Annotated in this window: 13 protein-coding genes; 6 read left to right on the top strand and 7 right to left on the bottom strand. The window is 70.5% G+C overall.

Annotated elements, in window-relative coordinates:
- Nucleotides 1-137: 137 nt before the first annotated feature.
- The 3 genes from gcl to ABZ635_RS18695 form a co-directional block, all read right to left on the bottom strand.
- Entirely contained in the window at nucleotides 138-1853 is a 1716-nt protein-coding gene (gcl, locus tag ABZ635_RS18705; protein WP_357766504.1) for a glyoxylate carboligase, read from the bottom strand.
- Between the two features lie 392 nt (nucleotides 1854-2245).
- Entirely contained in the window at nucleotides 2246-3136 is an 891-nt protein-coding gene (locus tag ABZ635_RS18700) for a 2-hydroxy-3-oxopropionate reductase (protein ID WP_357766501.1), read from the bottom strand.
- 93 nt (nucleotides 3137-3229) lie between these two features.
- On the bottom strand, nucleotides 3230-4027 hold the full coding sequence (locus tag ABZ635_RS18695; RefSeq protein WP_357766498.1) for a TIM barrel protein: 798 nt from the start codon (nucleotides 4025-4027) through the stop codon (nucleotides 3230-3232).
- Nucleotides 4028-4451: 424 nt separating this feature from the next.
- Here ABZ635_RS18695 and uraD point away from each other — a divergent pair, with 424 nt between their 5' ends.
- From uraD to alc, 6 genes are all read left to right on the top strand, one after another.
- Nucleotides 4452-5006: a 2-oxo-4-hydroxy-4-carboxy-5-ureidoimidazoline decarboxylase gene (gene uraD / locus ABZ635_RS18690; protein WP_357766495.1), complete on the top strand. Its 555-nt coding sequence runs from the start codon at nucleotides 4452-4454 to the stop codon at nucleotides 5004-5006.
- Nucleotides 5003-5347 carry a hydroxyisourate hydrolase gene (gene uraH / locus ABZ635_RS18685; protein ID WP_357766492.1) on the top strand — a complete coding sequence of 115 codons (345 nt, stop codon included), beginning with the start codon at nucleotides 5003-5005 and terminating at the stop codon, nucleotides 5345-5347. The genes uraD and uraH overlap by 4 nt, the downstream gene beginning before the upstream one ends.
- Nucleotides 5348-5572: 225 nt before the next feature.
- Nucleotides 5573-6469: a factor-independent urate hydroxylase gene (pucL, locus tag ABZ635_RS18680; RefSeq protein WP_357766489.1), complete on the top strand. Its 897-nt coding sequence runs from the start codon at nucleotides 5573-5575 to the stop codon at nucleotides 6467-6469.
- Nucleotides 6470-6772: 303 nt separating this feature from the next.
- Nucleotides 6773-8263, top strand: a complete 1491-nt coding sequence (locus ABZ635_RS18675; protein WP_357766487.1) for a nucleobase:cation symporter-2 family protein — start codon at nucleotides 6773-6775, stop codon at nucleotides 8261-8263.
- Between the two features lie 91 nt (nucleotides 8264-8354).
- Nucleotides 8355-9293, top strand: a complete 939-nt coding sequence (locus tag ABZ635_RS18670) for a LysR family transcriptional regulator (protein ID WP_357766484.1) — start codon at nucleotides 8355-8357, stop codon at nucleotides 9291-9293.
- A gap of 73 nt (nucleotides 9294-9366) precedes the next feature.
- Entirely contained in the window at nucleotides 9367-10494 is a 1128-nt protein-coding gene (gene alc, locus ABZ635_RS18665) for an allantoicase (RefSeq protein ID WP_357766481.1), read from the top strand.
- Between the two features lie 196 nt (nucleotides 10495-10690).
- On the opposite strand, the gene ABZ635_RS18660 is transcribed toward alc, so the two are convergent.
- The 4 genes from ABZ635_RS18660 to ABZ635_RS18645 form a co-directional block, all read right to left on the bottom strand.
- Nucleotides 10691-11461 (bottom strand): alpha-ketoglutarate-dependent dioxygenase AlkB, encoded by a 771-nt coding sequence (locus ABZ635_RS18660; protein WP_357766478.1) that lies wholly within the window; start codon nucleotides 11459-11461, stop codon nucleotides 10691-10693.
- Entirely contained in the window at nucleotides 11445-12728 is a 1284-nt protein-coding gene (locus tag ABZ635_RS18655; protein WP_357766476.1) for a hypothetical protein, read from the bottom strand. The genes ABZ635_RS18660 and ABZ635_RS18655 overlap by 17 nt, the downstream gene beginning before the upstream one ends.
- A gap of 214 nt (nucleotides 12729-12942) precedes the next feature.
- A complete protein-coding gene (gene allB, locus ABZ635_RS18650; protein ID WP_357766473.1) occupies nucleotides 12943-14292 on the bottom strand; it encodes an allantoinase AllB in 1350 nt (449 codons plus the stop codon).
- Between the two features lies 1 nt (nucleotide 14293).
- A complete protein-coding gene (locus tag ABZ635_RS18645; RefSeq protein ID WP_357766470.1) occupies nucleotides 14294-15574 on the bottom strand; it encodes an aldolase in 1281 nt (426 codons plus the stop codon).
- Nucleotides 15575-15614: the final 40 nt, after the last annotated feature.

Genomic DNA, 15614 nt, shown 5'->3' with positions numbered 1-15614 from the left:
AGAACCTCACCGCCCCCCGGAACCTGGTGCGGGCCCCCTCCTGCCGGTCGCGGAGGGGGCCCGAGCCACGGGGTCGGGGTGCAGGTCCGACCCCGTGGCGGTCTGTGGGACCGGGCGCCGGGCACCCGGACCGGCCGCTACTCGCCGGGCAGCGGCTCGAACTCCTTGACGGCGTTGATGGCCGGACCGTGCGGGGTGTTGGCCTCGCGCTCGATCATGATCTCCACGAGCACCGGTCGCGACGTGGCCTGGGCCTCCTTGCGGGCCCACTCCAGGGACTCCCGGATCTCCCCCGGCTCCCAGACGCGGCGGCCGGAGCAGCCGTAGGCCTCCATGAGCTTCACGCTGTCGGTGCCGTACTCGTCGTAGTGGATGTCCACCTGGTAGTTCATGTCGAACGGGATCGACGCCTGGCGGATCAGGCCCAGGTACTCGTTGTTGAGCATGACGATCACGTACGGCACGTTGTACTGGGCCGCGACCGCGAGCTCCTCGACCATGTACTGGAACCCGTAGTCGCCGACGATGCCGACCACCTCGGCGTCCGGCTCGGTGTGCTTGAGCGCCTTCTTGACACCGATGGCCGCCGGGATCTCCCAGCCGAGCGGGCCCGCCTGGCCGCAGATCTGGTAGTGGCGGGGCTTGTACGCCTTCTGGTGCTGCCCGCCCCAGATCTGGTAGAGGCCGATGGCGGTGACGAAGTAGGTGTCCTCGTCGAAGACCTCGTTGATCTCCTTGTAGACGCGGGGCGCCTTCACCGGGACGGTGTCGAAGTCCTCGCGACGGGTCAGGGTCGACTTGAGTTCGTTGACCCGCTCGATCCACGGGCCCACGGCCGCCCTGGCGTCACGCCGCTTGGCGGCGGCCAGCAGCTCCCGGAGGAACAGCCGGGCGTCGGAGACCACGCCCAGGTCGGGCTCGAAGACGCGGCCGATCTGGGTGGCCTCGATGTCGACGTGGATGAAGGTGCGCTCGCCCCGGTAGACGTCGATCTGGCCGGTGTGGCGGTCGGCGAAGCGCGCGCCCACGGCCAGGACCAGGTCCGACTCAAGGAAGGAGGCGTTGCCGTAGCGCTGGGAGGTCTGCACACCCGTCATCCCGGAGTACAGGGGCGAGTCCTCGTCGAAGGAGCCCTTGCCCATGAGGGTGACCTGGACCGGCACCCGCAGGTGCTCGGCCAGGGCCCGCAGGTCGTCGGAGGCGTCGGCCAGGATCACGCCGCCGCCGGCGAGGATGAGCGGACGCTCGGCCGCTAGGAGCAGGTCCAGGGCCCGCTCGACCCGGGGCGGGTGCGGCTCGACCGTGTTGATCTTGAGCGGGGCGTCCAGCTCGGGGTCGTACTCGATGAGCTCCTGGGCCACGTCCACCGGGATGTCGACCAGGACGGGACCGGGGCGGCCCTCCTGGGCGATCCGGAACGCCTCGCGGAAGACCCACGGGGCGGTGGCCGCCTCCTTGATCTGGACGGCCCACTTGGTGACGGGCTTGGCGATCTCGACGATGTCGACCGCCTGGAAGCCCTCCTTGTCGAGCAGGTCGGTGCGCTGCTGGCCGGTGATGCACACGATCGGGACCGAGTCCGCGATGGCCGTGTACAGGCCGGTGATCATGTTGGTTCCGGCGGGACCGGAGGTGCCGATGGCCACGCCGACCTTACCGGTCGTGCGCGACCAGCCGTCGGCCATGTGGGTGGCGCCCTCCTCGTGGCGGACGGTGAGGTGCTCGATTCCGCCCACCTCCTCCATCGCCTTGTACAGGGGGAGGATCGCCGCGCCGGGGCAGCCGAAGGCGGTGTCGACGCCCTCGTCCTTGAGAACCTCCACGACGGCGTTCATCGCGGGCATTTTCGCCATGGGAGCGAACCCTTCAGTGCTGGGGTGGCGGGGAGCGGGGCGCCCGGTGCGGGGACGCCCCGCGCCCGCCGGGGTGGGTGCCAGGGGTGGGCGGTGCGGCCGCCTGCCTCCCGGGTGGGCCAACACCCGGGGGCGGCGCACCGGCCCGGTCATACGGAGTCGTGCGGCCAGTGGCCGTGGAATCGCTGGTGGAGCCGGGCCCGGAGGCTAGGGCGTGTTCCGCGGATCATTCCGCGCTCGCGTGGCCAGGCTGCCTCTCGCTGCGCCGATGAAGCTCGGACAGCCAAACCCGGGCTGACCGTCGCTCATCGTCTTGCGAGAGATGGCCTGGCGGCCGCGCGCGGAGCTGGCGGCTCCGCCGCCAGAAGGCGAAAGCATCCACAGAACACGCCCTAGGAGTCGTCGCGGCCCGAGAGCTGCTCGACGATCTTGAGCAGGGCCGAGTGGTCGAGGCCGCCGTGGCCCTGGTTCTTGAGCGCGGCCACGTACTGCGCCACCTGGGAGCCGAGCGGGATCGCCACACCCGCGGCGGTCGCGGAGTCGGTGATGATGCGCATGTCCTTGTCGTGCAGGGCGATCCGGAACCCGGGCGCGAAGTCGCGCTCGCGCATGGCCCGGCCCTTGCGTTGGAGCACGGTGCTGCCCGCGAGCCCGCCGCCCAGGACCTCCAGGCCGGACTCGGTGTCCACCCCGTGGGCCTCCAGGAAGACCAGCGCCTCGGCGAGGAGCTGGATGTTGCCCGCCACGATGAGCTGGTTGGCGGCCTTGACGGTCTGGCCGGAGCCGCTGGGGCCGACCAGGACCGGGGTGGTGCCCAGGATGTCGAAGAGCGGACGCGCGGCCTCGAAGTCCTCGGCGGTTCCGCCGACCATGATGGACAGTTTGGCCTCCACCGCACCGGCCTCGCCGCCGCTGACCGGGGCGTCCAGGACGCGCAGGCCGCGCTCGGCACCGGCCTCGGCGAGGTCGCGGGCGACGTCGGGTCGGATGGTGCTCATGTCGATGACCAGGGTGCCGGGCTTGGCGTGGTCGTAGACGCCCCCCTCGCCGCGCAGGACCTGGTCGACGTCGGGTGAGTCCGGGAGCATGGTGATGACCGCGTCGGCGTCGGAGACGGCCTCGGCGACACCGCCGCCGCGCAGGCCTCCCTCGGCGACCAGGGCGTCCACGCGCGCCGGACTGCGGTTGACCCCGGTGACGGTGTGTCCGGCACGGACGAGGTGGACGGCCATGGGCAGGCCCATGATGCCCAGGCCGATGAAGGCGATCTTCTTGGCGGCCATGTCGGCCCCCTTTCAGGCTGTGGGTGTGGCTGGTCGTACGCGCGTGGCGGTGGTGCGGCGGGCTGGGCCCGGGGGCGGCGGCGCCCCGTGGGGTCAGTTCCGCCAGCCGAAGCTCTCGGCGCTGGGGACGGTGGGCTTGTACTCCAGCCCGACCAGGCCCCGGTAGCCCCCCGCCTGGGCGGCGGTGAGGAGTTCGTCCAGGGGCAGGTCGCCGGAGCCGGGCTCGCCGCGGCCGGGGGCGTCCGCGATCTGGATGTGCCCGAACTCGGCGGCGTGGTCGCGGACCACCGCGGCCACGTCCTCACCGTTGACCGCCAGGTGGAAGAGGTCGGCGAGGAGCGCGACGTTCTCGGCCCCCGCCTCCTTGACCCTGGCGACGAAGGCGAGACCGTCGGCGGCGGTCTTGAGTGGGTAGTCGTCGGAGCCGCTGATGGGCTCGACGAGGACGGTTCCGCCGACCTTGGCCACCGCGTCGGCGGCGGCCACCGCGTTGCGCACGGCGAGGCGGTCCTGTTCGGCCGGGTCCACCCCGTCCTGGCGCAGCCCGTAGAGGGCGTTGAAGCCGGTGGTGCCGGTGCGTTCGGCGATCTGGACGACCACCTCGGCGTTGGCGAGGAACTCCTCGGCGCGGGAGGGGTGGGAGAGCACTCCGCGGTCGGGGCCGGGCAGCCGACCCGCGAAGAAGTTGAGGCCGCTCAGGCGTACGTCCGCGTCGTCGAGGGCGGTGACGAAGGCGTCGACCTCCGCCTGCGCCGGGGTGGCGCTCTCGAAGGGCCACCAGAACTCGACGGCGTGGAAACCCGCGTCGCGTGCGGCTCGGGGGCGCTCGTTGACGGGGAGCTCGGTGAACAGCAGGGAGCAGTTCACCGTGTACCCGAGTGTGTGGCTCATGCGTTGCCTCCGGCATCCACTTCCGCATTGTGGAAAGTAGTTTTCACTTTAAGGAATGATCTGAGTGTGGGCCGGACCACCGCCGCTTGTCAACCACTCCGACCACCCCAACCTCGCCCCAACCTCCGCCCGGCGCCCCCGAGCCCGCACCGACGACGACGTGAAGCCCGAGGCCACAACCCCACCACCCCTCCGGGCCAACGAGCGAGCAGGAAGTTCCCGCTTTCTTCGCACGAGGCCACAGAATCGACTGTTTTTCCGATTTCTCCCCTTGCGAGTGTTGACAAGGTCACACTGCCATCAACTAGAGTCCCTGCAATCCGTAATACGGAAACAAGAATCTGCACTACGAAAGCCCAGGCCGGTACGACGATCCAGCGCCACCGCGGCGCCCGGGGGTACCGGCCGAGCCACGGGAGAACACATGCCCGAGACCACCCCGGCCCCGTCGGGGGACACCGCCGACCCGGGTCTGGCGCGTCTGAACGCCCTGTCCCCGCAGGACCTGCGCACCGAACTCGCGCAGTGCCTGAACGTGGACCGCTGGGTGGAGGCCGTCGCCTCCGAGGCGCCCTACCCCGACCGCCGGGCCCTGCTCTCGCTCGCCGACACCCACGCACGCGGCATCACCTCGGAGGAGGTCGCCACCGCCCTGGCCCGCCACCCCCGCATCGGAGAGAGGGCCCAAGGGCAGGACACCGAGTCCGCCTGGTCCCGGGGTGAGCAGTCGGCGTTCGCCGCCGACACCGACGACGCCTCCGCCAGGGTCCAGCGCGTCTTCACCTTCGCCCAGGGTGAGTACGAGGGAAGGTTCGGGCAGATCTACCTCGTCTGCGCCAGCGGCCGCAGCAGCCGCGAACTCCTCGCGAACCTGGTCGCCCGGCTGGACAACGACCCGGAGACCGAGCTGACCGTGGTCGGCGAGGAACTCCGCCAGATCAGCGGACTCCGCCTGCTCAAACTCCTGGAGGCAGCATGAGCCACGTGACCACCCACATCCTGGACGCGGCGCTCGGCAGCCCCGCCCGCGACGTCCCCGTCCGGCTGGAGGCCGCCGCCGACCGCGAGCGCACCTCCTGGACGACCGTGGCCCGGGGGCGCACCAACGCCGACGGGCGCGTACCCGACCTCGGCCCCGAACAGCTCGCCGCCGGGTACTACCGGGTCGTCTTCGACACCGGCGCCTACTTCGCGGCGACCGGCCAGAAGGGCTTCTACCCCGAGGTCACCATCGTGTTCGACCTCGCCGAGGAGGACCAGCACTACCACGTACCGCTGCTCCTGAGCCCCTTCGCCTACTCCACCTACCGGGGCTCGTAGACCGGCGCCGCCCGCCCGCCATAACCCCTCCGCCCCGGACCCTCCCACGGAAGGAGCCGCCCCCCGCAGCACCCACCACGTAGCACCCTCACCTCTTCGAGTGCGTGACAGGTCCTTCCGCATGACCACAGCGGTCCTCCCTCATACGCACGAAGCGCCGACGCGAACCCCGACGCGCGGCGCGAGCGATGAAGCCGAATCCACACGGATATGGAGTTCACCCTGATGGGCATCAGACTCGGAGACAACCAGTACGGCAAGGCCGAGGTCCGTCTCGTCCACGTCAAGCGCGACACCGACGTCCACCAGATCAAGGACGTCAACGTCACCTCCCAGCTCCGCGGCGACCTGGAGGAAGTCCACACCGTCGGCGACAACTCCACGTGTCTGCCGACCGACACGCAGAAGAACACCGTCTACGCCAAGGCCCGCGAATGGGGCGGGGTCGGTGCCATCGAGGACTTCGCCCTGCGTCTGGCCCGCCACTTCGTGGACGAGCACGAGTACGTGCACGGCGCCCGCCAGGAGATCGAGGAGTATTCCTGGGACCGGATCGCCACCGCCGACGGCCCGCACGACCACGCGTTCACCCGCAGGGGCGCCGAGACCCGCACCACCGTCGTCAACAAGGACGGCGACAAGGAGTGGGTGGTCTCCGGCTTCGAGGGCCTGACCGTCCTCAAGTCCACCGGCTCGGAGTTCCACGGGTACCCCAAGACCCGGTACACCACCCTGGGCGAGACCAACGACCGCATCCTGGCCACGGACGTCACCGCCCGCTGGCGCTACGTCGGAACCGACCACGACTTCGACAAGGCCTACGAGTCGGTCCGGTCGATCTGCCTGGAGCTCTTCGCCGAGACCCACAGCCTCGCCCTCCAGCAGACCCTCTACGCGATGGGCACGGCCGTCCTGGAGGCCCACCCCGAGATCGCCGAGATCCGCTTCTCCATGCCGAACAACCACCACTTCCTGGTGGACCTCTCCCCGTTCGGCCTGGACAACCCCAACGAGGTCTTCTTCGCCGCCGACCGGCCCTACGGCAAGATCGAGGCCACGGTCGAGCGCGACGACGCCCCCGCCCCCGGAGACGCCTGGAAGGCCGTCCCGGGCTTCGTCTAACCCCTCCCCGGTGACGGCACCGGGCGGAGCCCCGCGCTCCCCCGGGCCGCCGCCGGTGCTCTTCGGAGCCTCCTGAACGCCGGGGCCCGTGCGTGCGGCCGGGCCCCGGGCTCCCCCACCAAGGGGCCATCACCCGAGGTCTCCCTCGCCTGCCCACCGAACGTGGGCCACACCGGCCTTCGGCATGCCCGGAATCAGGACCACCCGGGCTCCGGGGCCGGCGCGACACCACCGGGCACCCGCCCGGAGAACCCGGTCACCACCCTCTCGGTGACCACCGATCGCAAAGGCTGGAAACTGGCCATGTCGAACAGTCCGTCCGCGAAGGACTCGGCCACAACAACCGCCACTACCCCCTCCCGCCCCGAGGACGAGAAGCTGCCCCTGCGGCTCATGCTCGTCTACGGGCTCCAGCACATCCTCACCATGTACGCCGGTGCGGTGGCACCGGCGCTCGTCATCGGCGCCGCCGCTGGGCTCGCGAACGACCCCGCCGCCATGGGAATCCTCGTCAGCGGCGCGCTCCTGGTGGCGGGCATCGCCACCCTCATGCAGACCGTCGGCCACAAGCGGATCGGCGCGCAGATGCCGATCGTGGTCGCCTGCTCCTTCGTGCCCGTCAGCGCGATCACCGCCCTGGCCGCCGGGCAGGACGGCGAGAACCTCCCCGTCGCCTTCGGCGCCTCCATGGCGGCCGGCGTGTTCGCGCTGCTCCTGACCCCCTTCTTCGGGCAGCTCATCCGCTTCTTCCCCCCGATCGTCACCGGCACGATCATCACGGTGATCGGCGTCAGCCTGATGCCGGTGGCCGCACGCTGGATCATGGACGGCTCCGTGCGCGTCCTGGAGGACGGCACCGAGGTTCCGGCCGCCCCCGTCGCCAACCTCGCCCTGGCCGGGCTGACCCTGGCCGTCATCCTCGTCGGCTCCCGCCTGTTCCCGGGGATCTGGGGTCGCCTGTCCATCCTCCTCGGCCTGGTCGTGGGCACGGTGGTCGCCGTTCCGCTCGGCATGGCCGACTTCAGCCGCGTCGGCGAGGCCGACATCGTGTTCGACCCGACCTCGGTGTTCTACTTCGGCGCGCCGCAGTTCCAGGTCACCGCCATCATCACCATGTGCATCATCATGCTCGTGGTGTTGACCGAAGGCGCCTCGCACATCATCGCCGTCGGTGAGATCACCGGTTCCAAGGTCGACGCCAAGCGCATCTCCGCGGGTCTGCGGGCCGACGTCAGCGGTTCGATCATCGGCCCGATCTTCAGCGCCACCCCCACCAGCTCGTTCGCGCAGAACATCGGCCTGCTCGCCCTGACCGGTATCCGGAGCCGCTACGTCGTGGCCACCGGTGCGGGCATCCTGCTGGTCCTGGGCATGTTCCCGGTGCTCGGCGGGGTCATGGCCGCCATCCCGACCCCCGTCCTGGGCGGCGCCGGGCTGGTGCTGTTCGGCAGTGTCGCGGCCAGCGGCGTCAAGACCCTGGCCAAGGTCGACTTCACCAACAACCTCAACCTGATCCTGGTCGCCGCCTCCGTCGGCGTGGCGATCATCCCGCTCGCCTACCCGACCTTCTACTCGTTCCTGCCGGAGTCCGTCGAGCTCATCGCGCACTCGGGCATCATCGGCGCGGCGATCGTCTCGATCCTGCTCAACATCTGCTTCAACGTGATCGGCCGCGGCCCCTCCGCCGACCCCGCCGAGATCGACCGGGCCGACATCGGCAGCGCCGGACCCGGCGAGGCCAAGTACACCGACCAGGCGGGCGCCACCTACCGGGGGACCAGCGGGGAGGGCTGACGGGCCCCGACTCCCCTCGATCCCACCCCCTCAGGGGCGGAGCGCCGTGACCACGCGCCCGCCCCGCTTCTGTTAAGCGACGGTGAATGGTATGCCTGTGAGGGTGACCGACTGGGACCTGCGCAAGCTGCGCGTACTCCGCACCCTCGAAGAGCTCGGCACCGTCCGTGCGACCGCCGAGGCGCTGTCCATGACGCCCTCGGCCGTCTCCCAACAACTGTCCTCGCTCTCCCAGCAGGTCGGCGTGGCCCTGCTGGAGGCCCACGGGCGCCGGGTGCGCCTCACCGACGCCGGGCACGTGGTGCTGCGCCACACCGACGTCGTGCTGGCCCAGCTGGAGAGGGCCGAGGCCGAACTCGACGGGTTCGCCCGAGGCGAGGCGGGGCGGGTGCGCGTGGGCACCTTCGCCACGGCCATCCCCGGTCTGGTGGTCCCCGCGCTCAACGCGCTGCGCGCCGACCACCCCGGTCTGCGCACCCGAGTGCACCAGGCCGAGGCCGCCGAGGTGTACGAACTCCTCTCCGCGGGAGAGATCGACATCGGCCTGTCCCTCGCCGCACAAGCCCCCACCAGCAACGACGGCCGCTATGACCGGACCGAGCTGCTCACCGACCCGCTCGACGTGGCCCTGCCCGCACAACACCGGCTGGCCACGGCGCCCGCGCCACGGATGCGCGACCTCGCCGAGGAACCGTGGATCTACGGGGCTGCCGGGCCGTGGCGGGACATCACCCTGGCCGCCTGCGCGCAGGCCGGGTTCGTGCCCGAGCAGGCGCACGTGGCTTCCGACTGGCGGGCCATCCTGGACATGGTCGCCGCCGGGATGGGGGTGGCCCTGATCCCCCGGTTGGCCGCCGCCGGTGACACCCCCGGGGTCACCCTGCGGGTCCCGCACTCCGAGCAGCCCCGGCGCCACGTGGTGACCGCCGTGCGGTCGGGTTCGGGCCAACGGCCCCAGATCGCCCTCGCCCTGCGGGCTCTGGCGAACGCGGCCGCACGTCTCACGAACGTTCAGCCAAAACGAACATAGTGATCAAAAACTTTCGCTGGAATTGACCGGTTTCTCCTGCGACCCTGGAACGGAACCGACCGACAGGAGAACCGTGAGCCAGGACCCGTCCTTCGACCCCCGCGCCTACAACGCCCAGCCGTACCCGGGCGGCGACCCCTACGCCGACTTCAAGAAGACCGAACTGGACTTCGCCGGCCTCGTGGACCTCGCCGACCGCCGTCTCGGCGGCGGAGTCGTCGCCGCCAACGACGAGTTCTTCGCGCACCGCGAGAACATGCTGCGGACCGAACCCGCGGTGTTCGACCCGCACCACTTCGGGCACAAGGGCAAGGTCATGGACGGGTGGGAGACCCGCCGACGCCGAGGTGTGAGCGCCGAACAGCCGCACCCGACCGCCGACGACCACGACTGGGCCCTGGTCCGCCTCGCCCTGCCCGGAGTCGTCCGCGGCATCGTGGTGGACACCGCGCACTTCCGCGGCAACCACCCCACGGAGATCAGCGTGGAGGTGGCGCACGTCGACGGCACGCCCACCACCGAGGAGCTGCTGGACGCCGACTGGACCGAGATCGTGGCACGCACCCCCGTGTACGGCCACGCGGAGAACGGTTTCGCGATCGACGTCGAGCGCCGCTGGACGCACCTGCGGCTCAAGCAGTTCCCCGACGGCGGCGTGGCGCGCCTGCGCGTGTACGGCGAACCCGTCGCCGACCCGGCCTGGCTCTCCGCCCTGGGCGGCTTCGACCTGGCCGCGCTGGTCAACGGCGGCACCGTCGAGGACGCCTCGGACCGGTTCTACTCCTCCCCCGAGAACATCATCCTGCCCGGCCGCTCGCACAAGATGGACGACGGGTGGGAGAACCGCCGCCGCCGCGACACCGGCAACGACTGGGTGCGCTTCCGCCTCACCGCGCAGGCCTCCGTGCGCGCCATCGAGCTGGACACCGCCTACCTCAAGGGCAACTCGGCCGGATGGGTGACCATCCTCGGGCGTGACACGCACTCCGACACCCCGGACGAGTGGTTCGAGATCGTCGGCCGCACCGGACTCCAGCCCGACAGCGCCCACCGGTTCGTGCTCGAGACCCCGGTGAACGTCACCCACGTGCGCACCGACGTGTTCCCGGACGGCGGCATGGCCCGCCTGAACGTGTACGGCTCGCTCACCGACACCGGTGCCGCCGACCTGCGCCACCGCTGGGAAGCCACCCGCGGGTAGACCCACCGACCAGGGCGGGCACGCGTCAGCGCGCCCGCCCTTCCACATGTCGGGGAAGGCCCGGTGAGGAAGCCCGACAGCGCGGCGCCGTGCCGTCGGGTAGCCGAACTCCTCCCTGTCGGGAAGACCACGCGGAACCCCTTCCCCGCCCCCGCCACGCGTGCCCCGGGGCCCACTCCGGTGTGGGCGACCCCGCTCACACGGGAGGGATCAGGTCGCTCTCGCTGATGGTGTACGTCAGCCGGGGATAGACGAAGTCCGTCTCCTCGTTCTCGGCACGCCGTAGTCGGTAGAACTCGTGTCTTCGCTCATCGTCGGCCGGCACGAGGCGCTCGCCCTCCGGGAGGTAGGCGTGTCCGTCGCGGTACCGGACGAAGGTCTTCGAGGTTCGGAAGGTCACGCCCAACCACTGCTGGTCCGCCGCCCGGGCGGGCGCGTCCAACACGATCCTGTGCTTGAGGCGCCGATTCGCGGCGACCGAGAACGCGACGACACCGTTGTGGGCCAGGGGGATCTCGTACTTCTGGGCGTCCTCCTCCTTCGACGCCACGATCAGCTTCCGCGACGGGCCTTCGTCGGGGTGGCGGTAACAGGAGAACACCGCGATGAACGACTCGTCCGCCAGATCGATCGCCTGGTCGGAGTGGCTGCCCATCTTCTTGTACGAGTTCGAATAGCACTCGACAAGGGCGTTGTTGAAGGCGACGGGAATCCCAGCGTGCTCCTGAATCCGTCGCGCCAGTCGCTCGTGCACCGCTCGGAAGCGCCGCGCCGGATTTCCGTATCGAGTGGTGGTACGTACGACAGGCACATCACCCACGTCATCGACCCTGGTCAGCACGGCGCCTCTCCGGCCTTTTCCCACGTCTTCCCAGTGGACCGACGCGGACAGCTCTTCGAAGGGGTTCCCCTCGACCGGCACGGCACACGAGATGATCGCGTCCGAGATCTCAGATCCGGGGTGCACTGTAGTCCCCCTGGTTCATGCTGAACGCGAACCTGTCCCCGTAATCGACGAAGGACGAGACCCTGTTCTCCTTGGCGTACATCCCGCGAAGTTCGTCCATGCCCTCCGGGGTGGGCGGCCCCAGTCGCACCGGATCTCCCGGTCCCTTGAGGAAGGTGTGGCCGTTCTTGTGCACGGCTTCGGTACTCGAACAGCGCACCACGTATCCCAGGCGGGTCGGAAGAAGAGCGGCGTCCAACGCCGAGGGCCGGATTTCGTGTGTGTACAGGCGGTTGACGGACAGGGGCATGAAGAAGACGGAGCCGGGGTGGAGCGTGATCTCGAACCGCGGGGGAAGCCCGTGCCGGTCGCTCTCCGTGGTCGTCTCCTTGCGGCGAAAGCGGAGTCTGGTCAGCCCGCTGATGCCCTTCACCCCGTGGTCGAAGGCGTCCTCGGCCATCGGCCGCAGCTTGTCGAGCCCGTCGTAGAAGGTGCAGAAGGCCATGATGCCGTTGACGGGCATGTCCTTGGTCTTGTCGGCGTGAGCCGAGATCCTGGCCTTGGACTGCTTGCGCTCGGCCGTGGCACGGGTGTTGTGGTAGATCTGCGCGAGGACGTGATTGAGCGGTGCCGGGTTCCGGAAGACGACGGCGGCTTCGCGGTTCAGCGCCTCGACGATCTGCGTGTCGGTCGCGCGGAAGTTCTCGGTCGGTCCCGAGAGGTTCGTGGAGCACCGGAGCAGGCGGAAATGGAGTTCGTCGTCATTGCGCGTGACGGGCGTCAGATAGATTCCGCTGCGACGGGCCGTTCCGGGCTTGGTGGATTCCGTCAGGGACTGGAACTCGTGCTCCGCGCGAATGCGCTCGAAGTGATCAGCGGCGGGACCGAAGAAGCGTCGATAGTACACGCCCGCGCCGTGCACACGGAGGGGCACTCGGCCGAGGTCGACCAGGGTCCACGGTGTGTCGACACCCTCGTGGTAACCGCGCGACAAGTCCCGGATCACCAGGACCCGGGCCGCCTCCCGCAGTAGGCCGCCACTGATCCCGGACACATCGCCGCACAGATAGACGTTCCTCCGGGCGATATCGCACGAACCGGAGGCGATTTCCTCCGGCGTGGACACGGACCCGAAGAAGTCCCTGACCCAGTCATGCTCGCGCAGCTCCGAAGGCACGACCAAGATGTTGCCCGCATCCTCGAGGAATGCTTCTTCCGATTCCGTCGAGCACATCAAAAGGCACCCGCCCTCCGCAGATTCTCGTGGATCACGTGAAAGAATGAACATGAATTCGACCCGTATTCCTTCATATCGCGGAGCGCGAAAGAAAGAAGGCGGACCATAAGGCAGTGATCCTCTCACGAGGGCTCACCGGAGGACAACGAGCTGAGGGGGACCCGCCGATCCGCGCCAGCCGGACACACCGTGGCCCCGATACCCCAGCCCCGCGCACGCGGACGGGCGCCCCGCTCGTGGCGGGGCGCCCGTCGGCGGGACCGCGTCAGTCCCTGGTGATCATCCGGCCGTCCACGCTGTCGGAGGTCACCTCGACGCCGCGCAGGAGGGTGCGGCGCACCCGGCCCCGGAGGTCTGCCCCGTCGTAGGCGCTCACCGGGTTGCGGTGGGCCAGGGAGCGCGCCTGCACGTGGAAGGGCTCGTCGGGCGCGAACACGGCCAGGTCCGCGCTCATCCCCTCCGCGATCGCGCCCTTGCCGACCACTCCGGCCACGCGGGCGGGCTCGGCGGACATCCACCGGACGACCTCGGCGAGCGGCACCCCGCGGCCACGGGCCTCGGTCCACATCGCGGACAGCCCCACCTGGAGCCCCGCGACACCTCCCCAGGCGGTACCGAAGTCACCCGTGTCGAGGTCCTTCAGGTCCGGGGTGCTCGGCGAGTGGTCGCTGACCACGCAGTCGATCAGCCCGTCCTGGAGGGCGCGCCACAGCAGGTCGCGGTTGGCGCCGTCCCGGATGGGCGGGCAGCACTTGTAGCTGGTCCCCCCGGCCGGGATCTCCTCGGCGGCGAGTGTGAGGTAGTGCGGGCAGCTCTCCACGGTGAGGGGGACGCCCTCTTCCTTGGCCCGTGCGATCAGCGGCAGGGCCGAGGCACTGGACAGGTGCAGGACGTGCGCCCGAACCCCGGTACGGCGGGCGGTGTCGACCACCAGCGCGATGGCCGCGTTCTCGGCCTCGTCGGGTCGTGAGGCGAGGAAGTCCGCGTAGTCGCGGCCGGACGCGGCGGGGGCCGAGTCCAGCACATTGGGGTCCTCGGCGTGCACGATCAGCCGACCGCCGAAGGCCCTGATCGCCGTGGCGGCGGTGTCCAGTTCGCTCGGGGACAGGTGCCCGAACTCGTCCACGCCCGAGGGCGACAAGAACGCCTTGAAGCCGAAGACCCCTTCGGACCACAGGTCGGCGAGGGTGCCGGTGGTGTCCGCGCCGGAGTTCTCCGGCACGGCCCCGCCCCAGAAGCCGACGTCCACGGCGAGCTTGCCTTCGGCGACCGCGCGTTTGGCCTTGAGGCCGTCGAGCGTGGTGGTGGGCGGCACGCTGTTGAGCGGCATGTCGACGAGGGTGGTCACCCCGCCCAGGGCGGCGGCGCGTGTGGCGCTGGCGAAGCCCTCCCATTCGGTGCGTCCGGGCTCGTTGACGTGCACGTGGCTGTCGACGAGGCCGGGGAGGAGGACCTCGTCGTCGGCCAGGCGCAGCTCACGCGCGGCGTCGACGGGGACGTCGTCACCGGGTAGGACCCCGGTGATCCGTCCGTCGTCCACGACCACGCTGACGGCGCGTTCGCCTTCGGGGGTGAGGGCGCGGCGGGCGCGTACGACGAGTGCGTGCTCGGTCAACTCACTGCTCCTGTCCGACACGGCGGGTGGCCAGGGCGACGATGGTACCGGCGTCCGCACCGGCGGCGGTGACCACCTCGGACTCCTCCAGCGCGCCGCAGCGCAGGCCGCTGGCCAGGACGGACGCCAGCGCCTGGGCGGTGGCGGGTTCGTCCATCACGTTGCCTCCGGCCTGGCCGAGGTAGGCCCTGAGCCGGGCTGCGGCGGGGGCGAAGGCCTCGCGGTAGAAGGCGTAGGTGGCCAGGTACCGGATGGGCAGCTGGTTCGGGTGCAGGTCCCAGCCCTGGTAGAAGCCGCGCTCCAGGGAGCGGCGGACCAGCCCGGCGTGCAGGTTCCAGGCGGAGCGAACGTCCTCGGCGCTGCCGGTGGGGAGGATGTTGCTGCCGCCGTCGGAGAGCCACACACCGGTTCCGGCGGCGGCCACCTGCATGACGGCCTTGGCGTAGTCGGCGGCGGGGTGGGCCAGGCTCTGGTGGGCGGCGGTGATGCCGCAGGCCGCGCTGTAGTCGTAGGTGCCGTAGTGCAGGGCGGTGACGCGGCCCTGTCCGGCCCGGATCATGCGGGCCACCGCGACGGTGCCGTCGGCGAGCAGGATGGACTGCGGGGTCTCGATCTGGAGTTCGAACCGCAGGCGGCCGGCGGGCAGACCGAAGCGCGCCTCCAGGCGTTCGCCGACCCACACCATGGCCTCGACCTGGTCGACGGAGGTGATCTTGGGCAGGGTGAGGACGAGGTTGTCCGGGAGGAAACCGTGCCCTTCCAGCAGGGTCTGGAGGAACAGGGTGAGGGTGCGCACGCCGCGGTGGCGTCCGGCGGCCTCCATGCCCTTCATGCGGATACCGAAGTAGGGGGTGGCCGTCCCCTGCGCCAGATCCGCGACGAACGCGTTCGCGGTGGCGAGGACGTGGGCGTCCTCGGTCTCGTCGCCGGGTGCCCCGTAGCCGTCCTCGAAGTCGGCGCGCAGGTCCTCGATCGGCTCGCGGGCGAGCTTGGCGCGCACCAGGGGGAGCGCGTCGGCGACGGCGGCCTCGCTCAGCCCGGTGATCTCGGCGAGGTCGGCGGCCTTGGGCGCGTACTCGTCCAGGGAGGCGACCGCCTCCCGTCCCCAGTCCGCGGCGAGGCCGGGGCGGATGCGTCCGGCGGGAACGTAGACGCTGTGGACGGGCTGGCGGCCGCCGCTGGACCCGGGGTACTCGCGGTCCAGTCGCGCGTCGGCCTCGGCCAGCCGGGTGTCGAGTTCGGTGACCAGGTCGGTCAGGCCCGTGAGGCTGTCACTCGCCACGTGTGGTGTCCTCCTCCGTCGTCGGTGCCGGACTCGCGGT

Origin of the sequence: Nocardiopsis sp. NPDC007018, from assembly GCF_040635075.1 — a bacterium.
Classification (GTDB): domain Bacteria; phylum Actinomycetota; class Actinomycetes; order Streptosporangiales; family Streptosporangiaceae; genus Nocardiopsis.
The sequence above is the reverse complement of the archived record's forward strand: the minus strand, read 5'-3'. Positions and strand labels throughout refer to the sequence as shown.

Coding starts and splice junctions, on each gene's coding strand:
- gcl (WP_357766504.1), bottom strand. CDS start 1,853: ATGGCGAAAATGCCCGCGATGAACGCCGTCGTGGAGGTTCTCAAGGAC.
- ABZ635_RS18700 (WP_357766501.1), bottom strand. CDS start 3,136: ATGGCCGCCAAGAAGATCGCCTTCATCGGCCTGGGCATCATGGGCCTG.
- ABZ635_RS18695 (WP_357766498.1), bottom strand. CDS start 4,027: ATGAGCCACACACTCGGGTACACGGTGAACTGCTCCCTGCTGTTCACC.
- uraD (WP_357766495.1), top strand. CDS start 4,452: ATGCCCGAGACCACCCCGGCCCCGTCGGGGGACACCGCCGACCCGGGT.
- uraH (WP_357766492.1), top strand. CDS start 5,003: ATGAGCCACGTGACCACCCACATCCTGGACGCGGCGCTCGGCAGCCCC.
- pucL (WP_357766489.1), top strand. CDS start 5,573: ATGGGCATCAGACTCGGAGACAACCAGTACGGCAAGGCCGAGGTCCGT.
- ABZ635_RS18675 (WP_357766487.1), top strand. CDS start 6,773: ATGTCGAACAGTCCGTCCGCGAAGGACTCGGCCACAACAACCGCCACT.
- ABZ635_RS18670 (WP_357766484.1), top strand. CDS start 8,355: ATGCCTGTGAGGGTGACCGACTGGGACCTGCGCAAGCTGCGCGTACTC.
- ABZ635_RS18655 (WP_357766476.1), bottom strand. CDS start 12,728: ATGTTCATTCTTTCACGTGATCCACGAGAATCTGCGGAGGGCGGGTGC.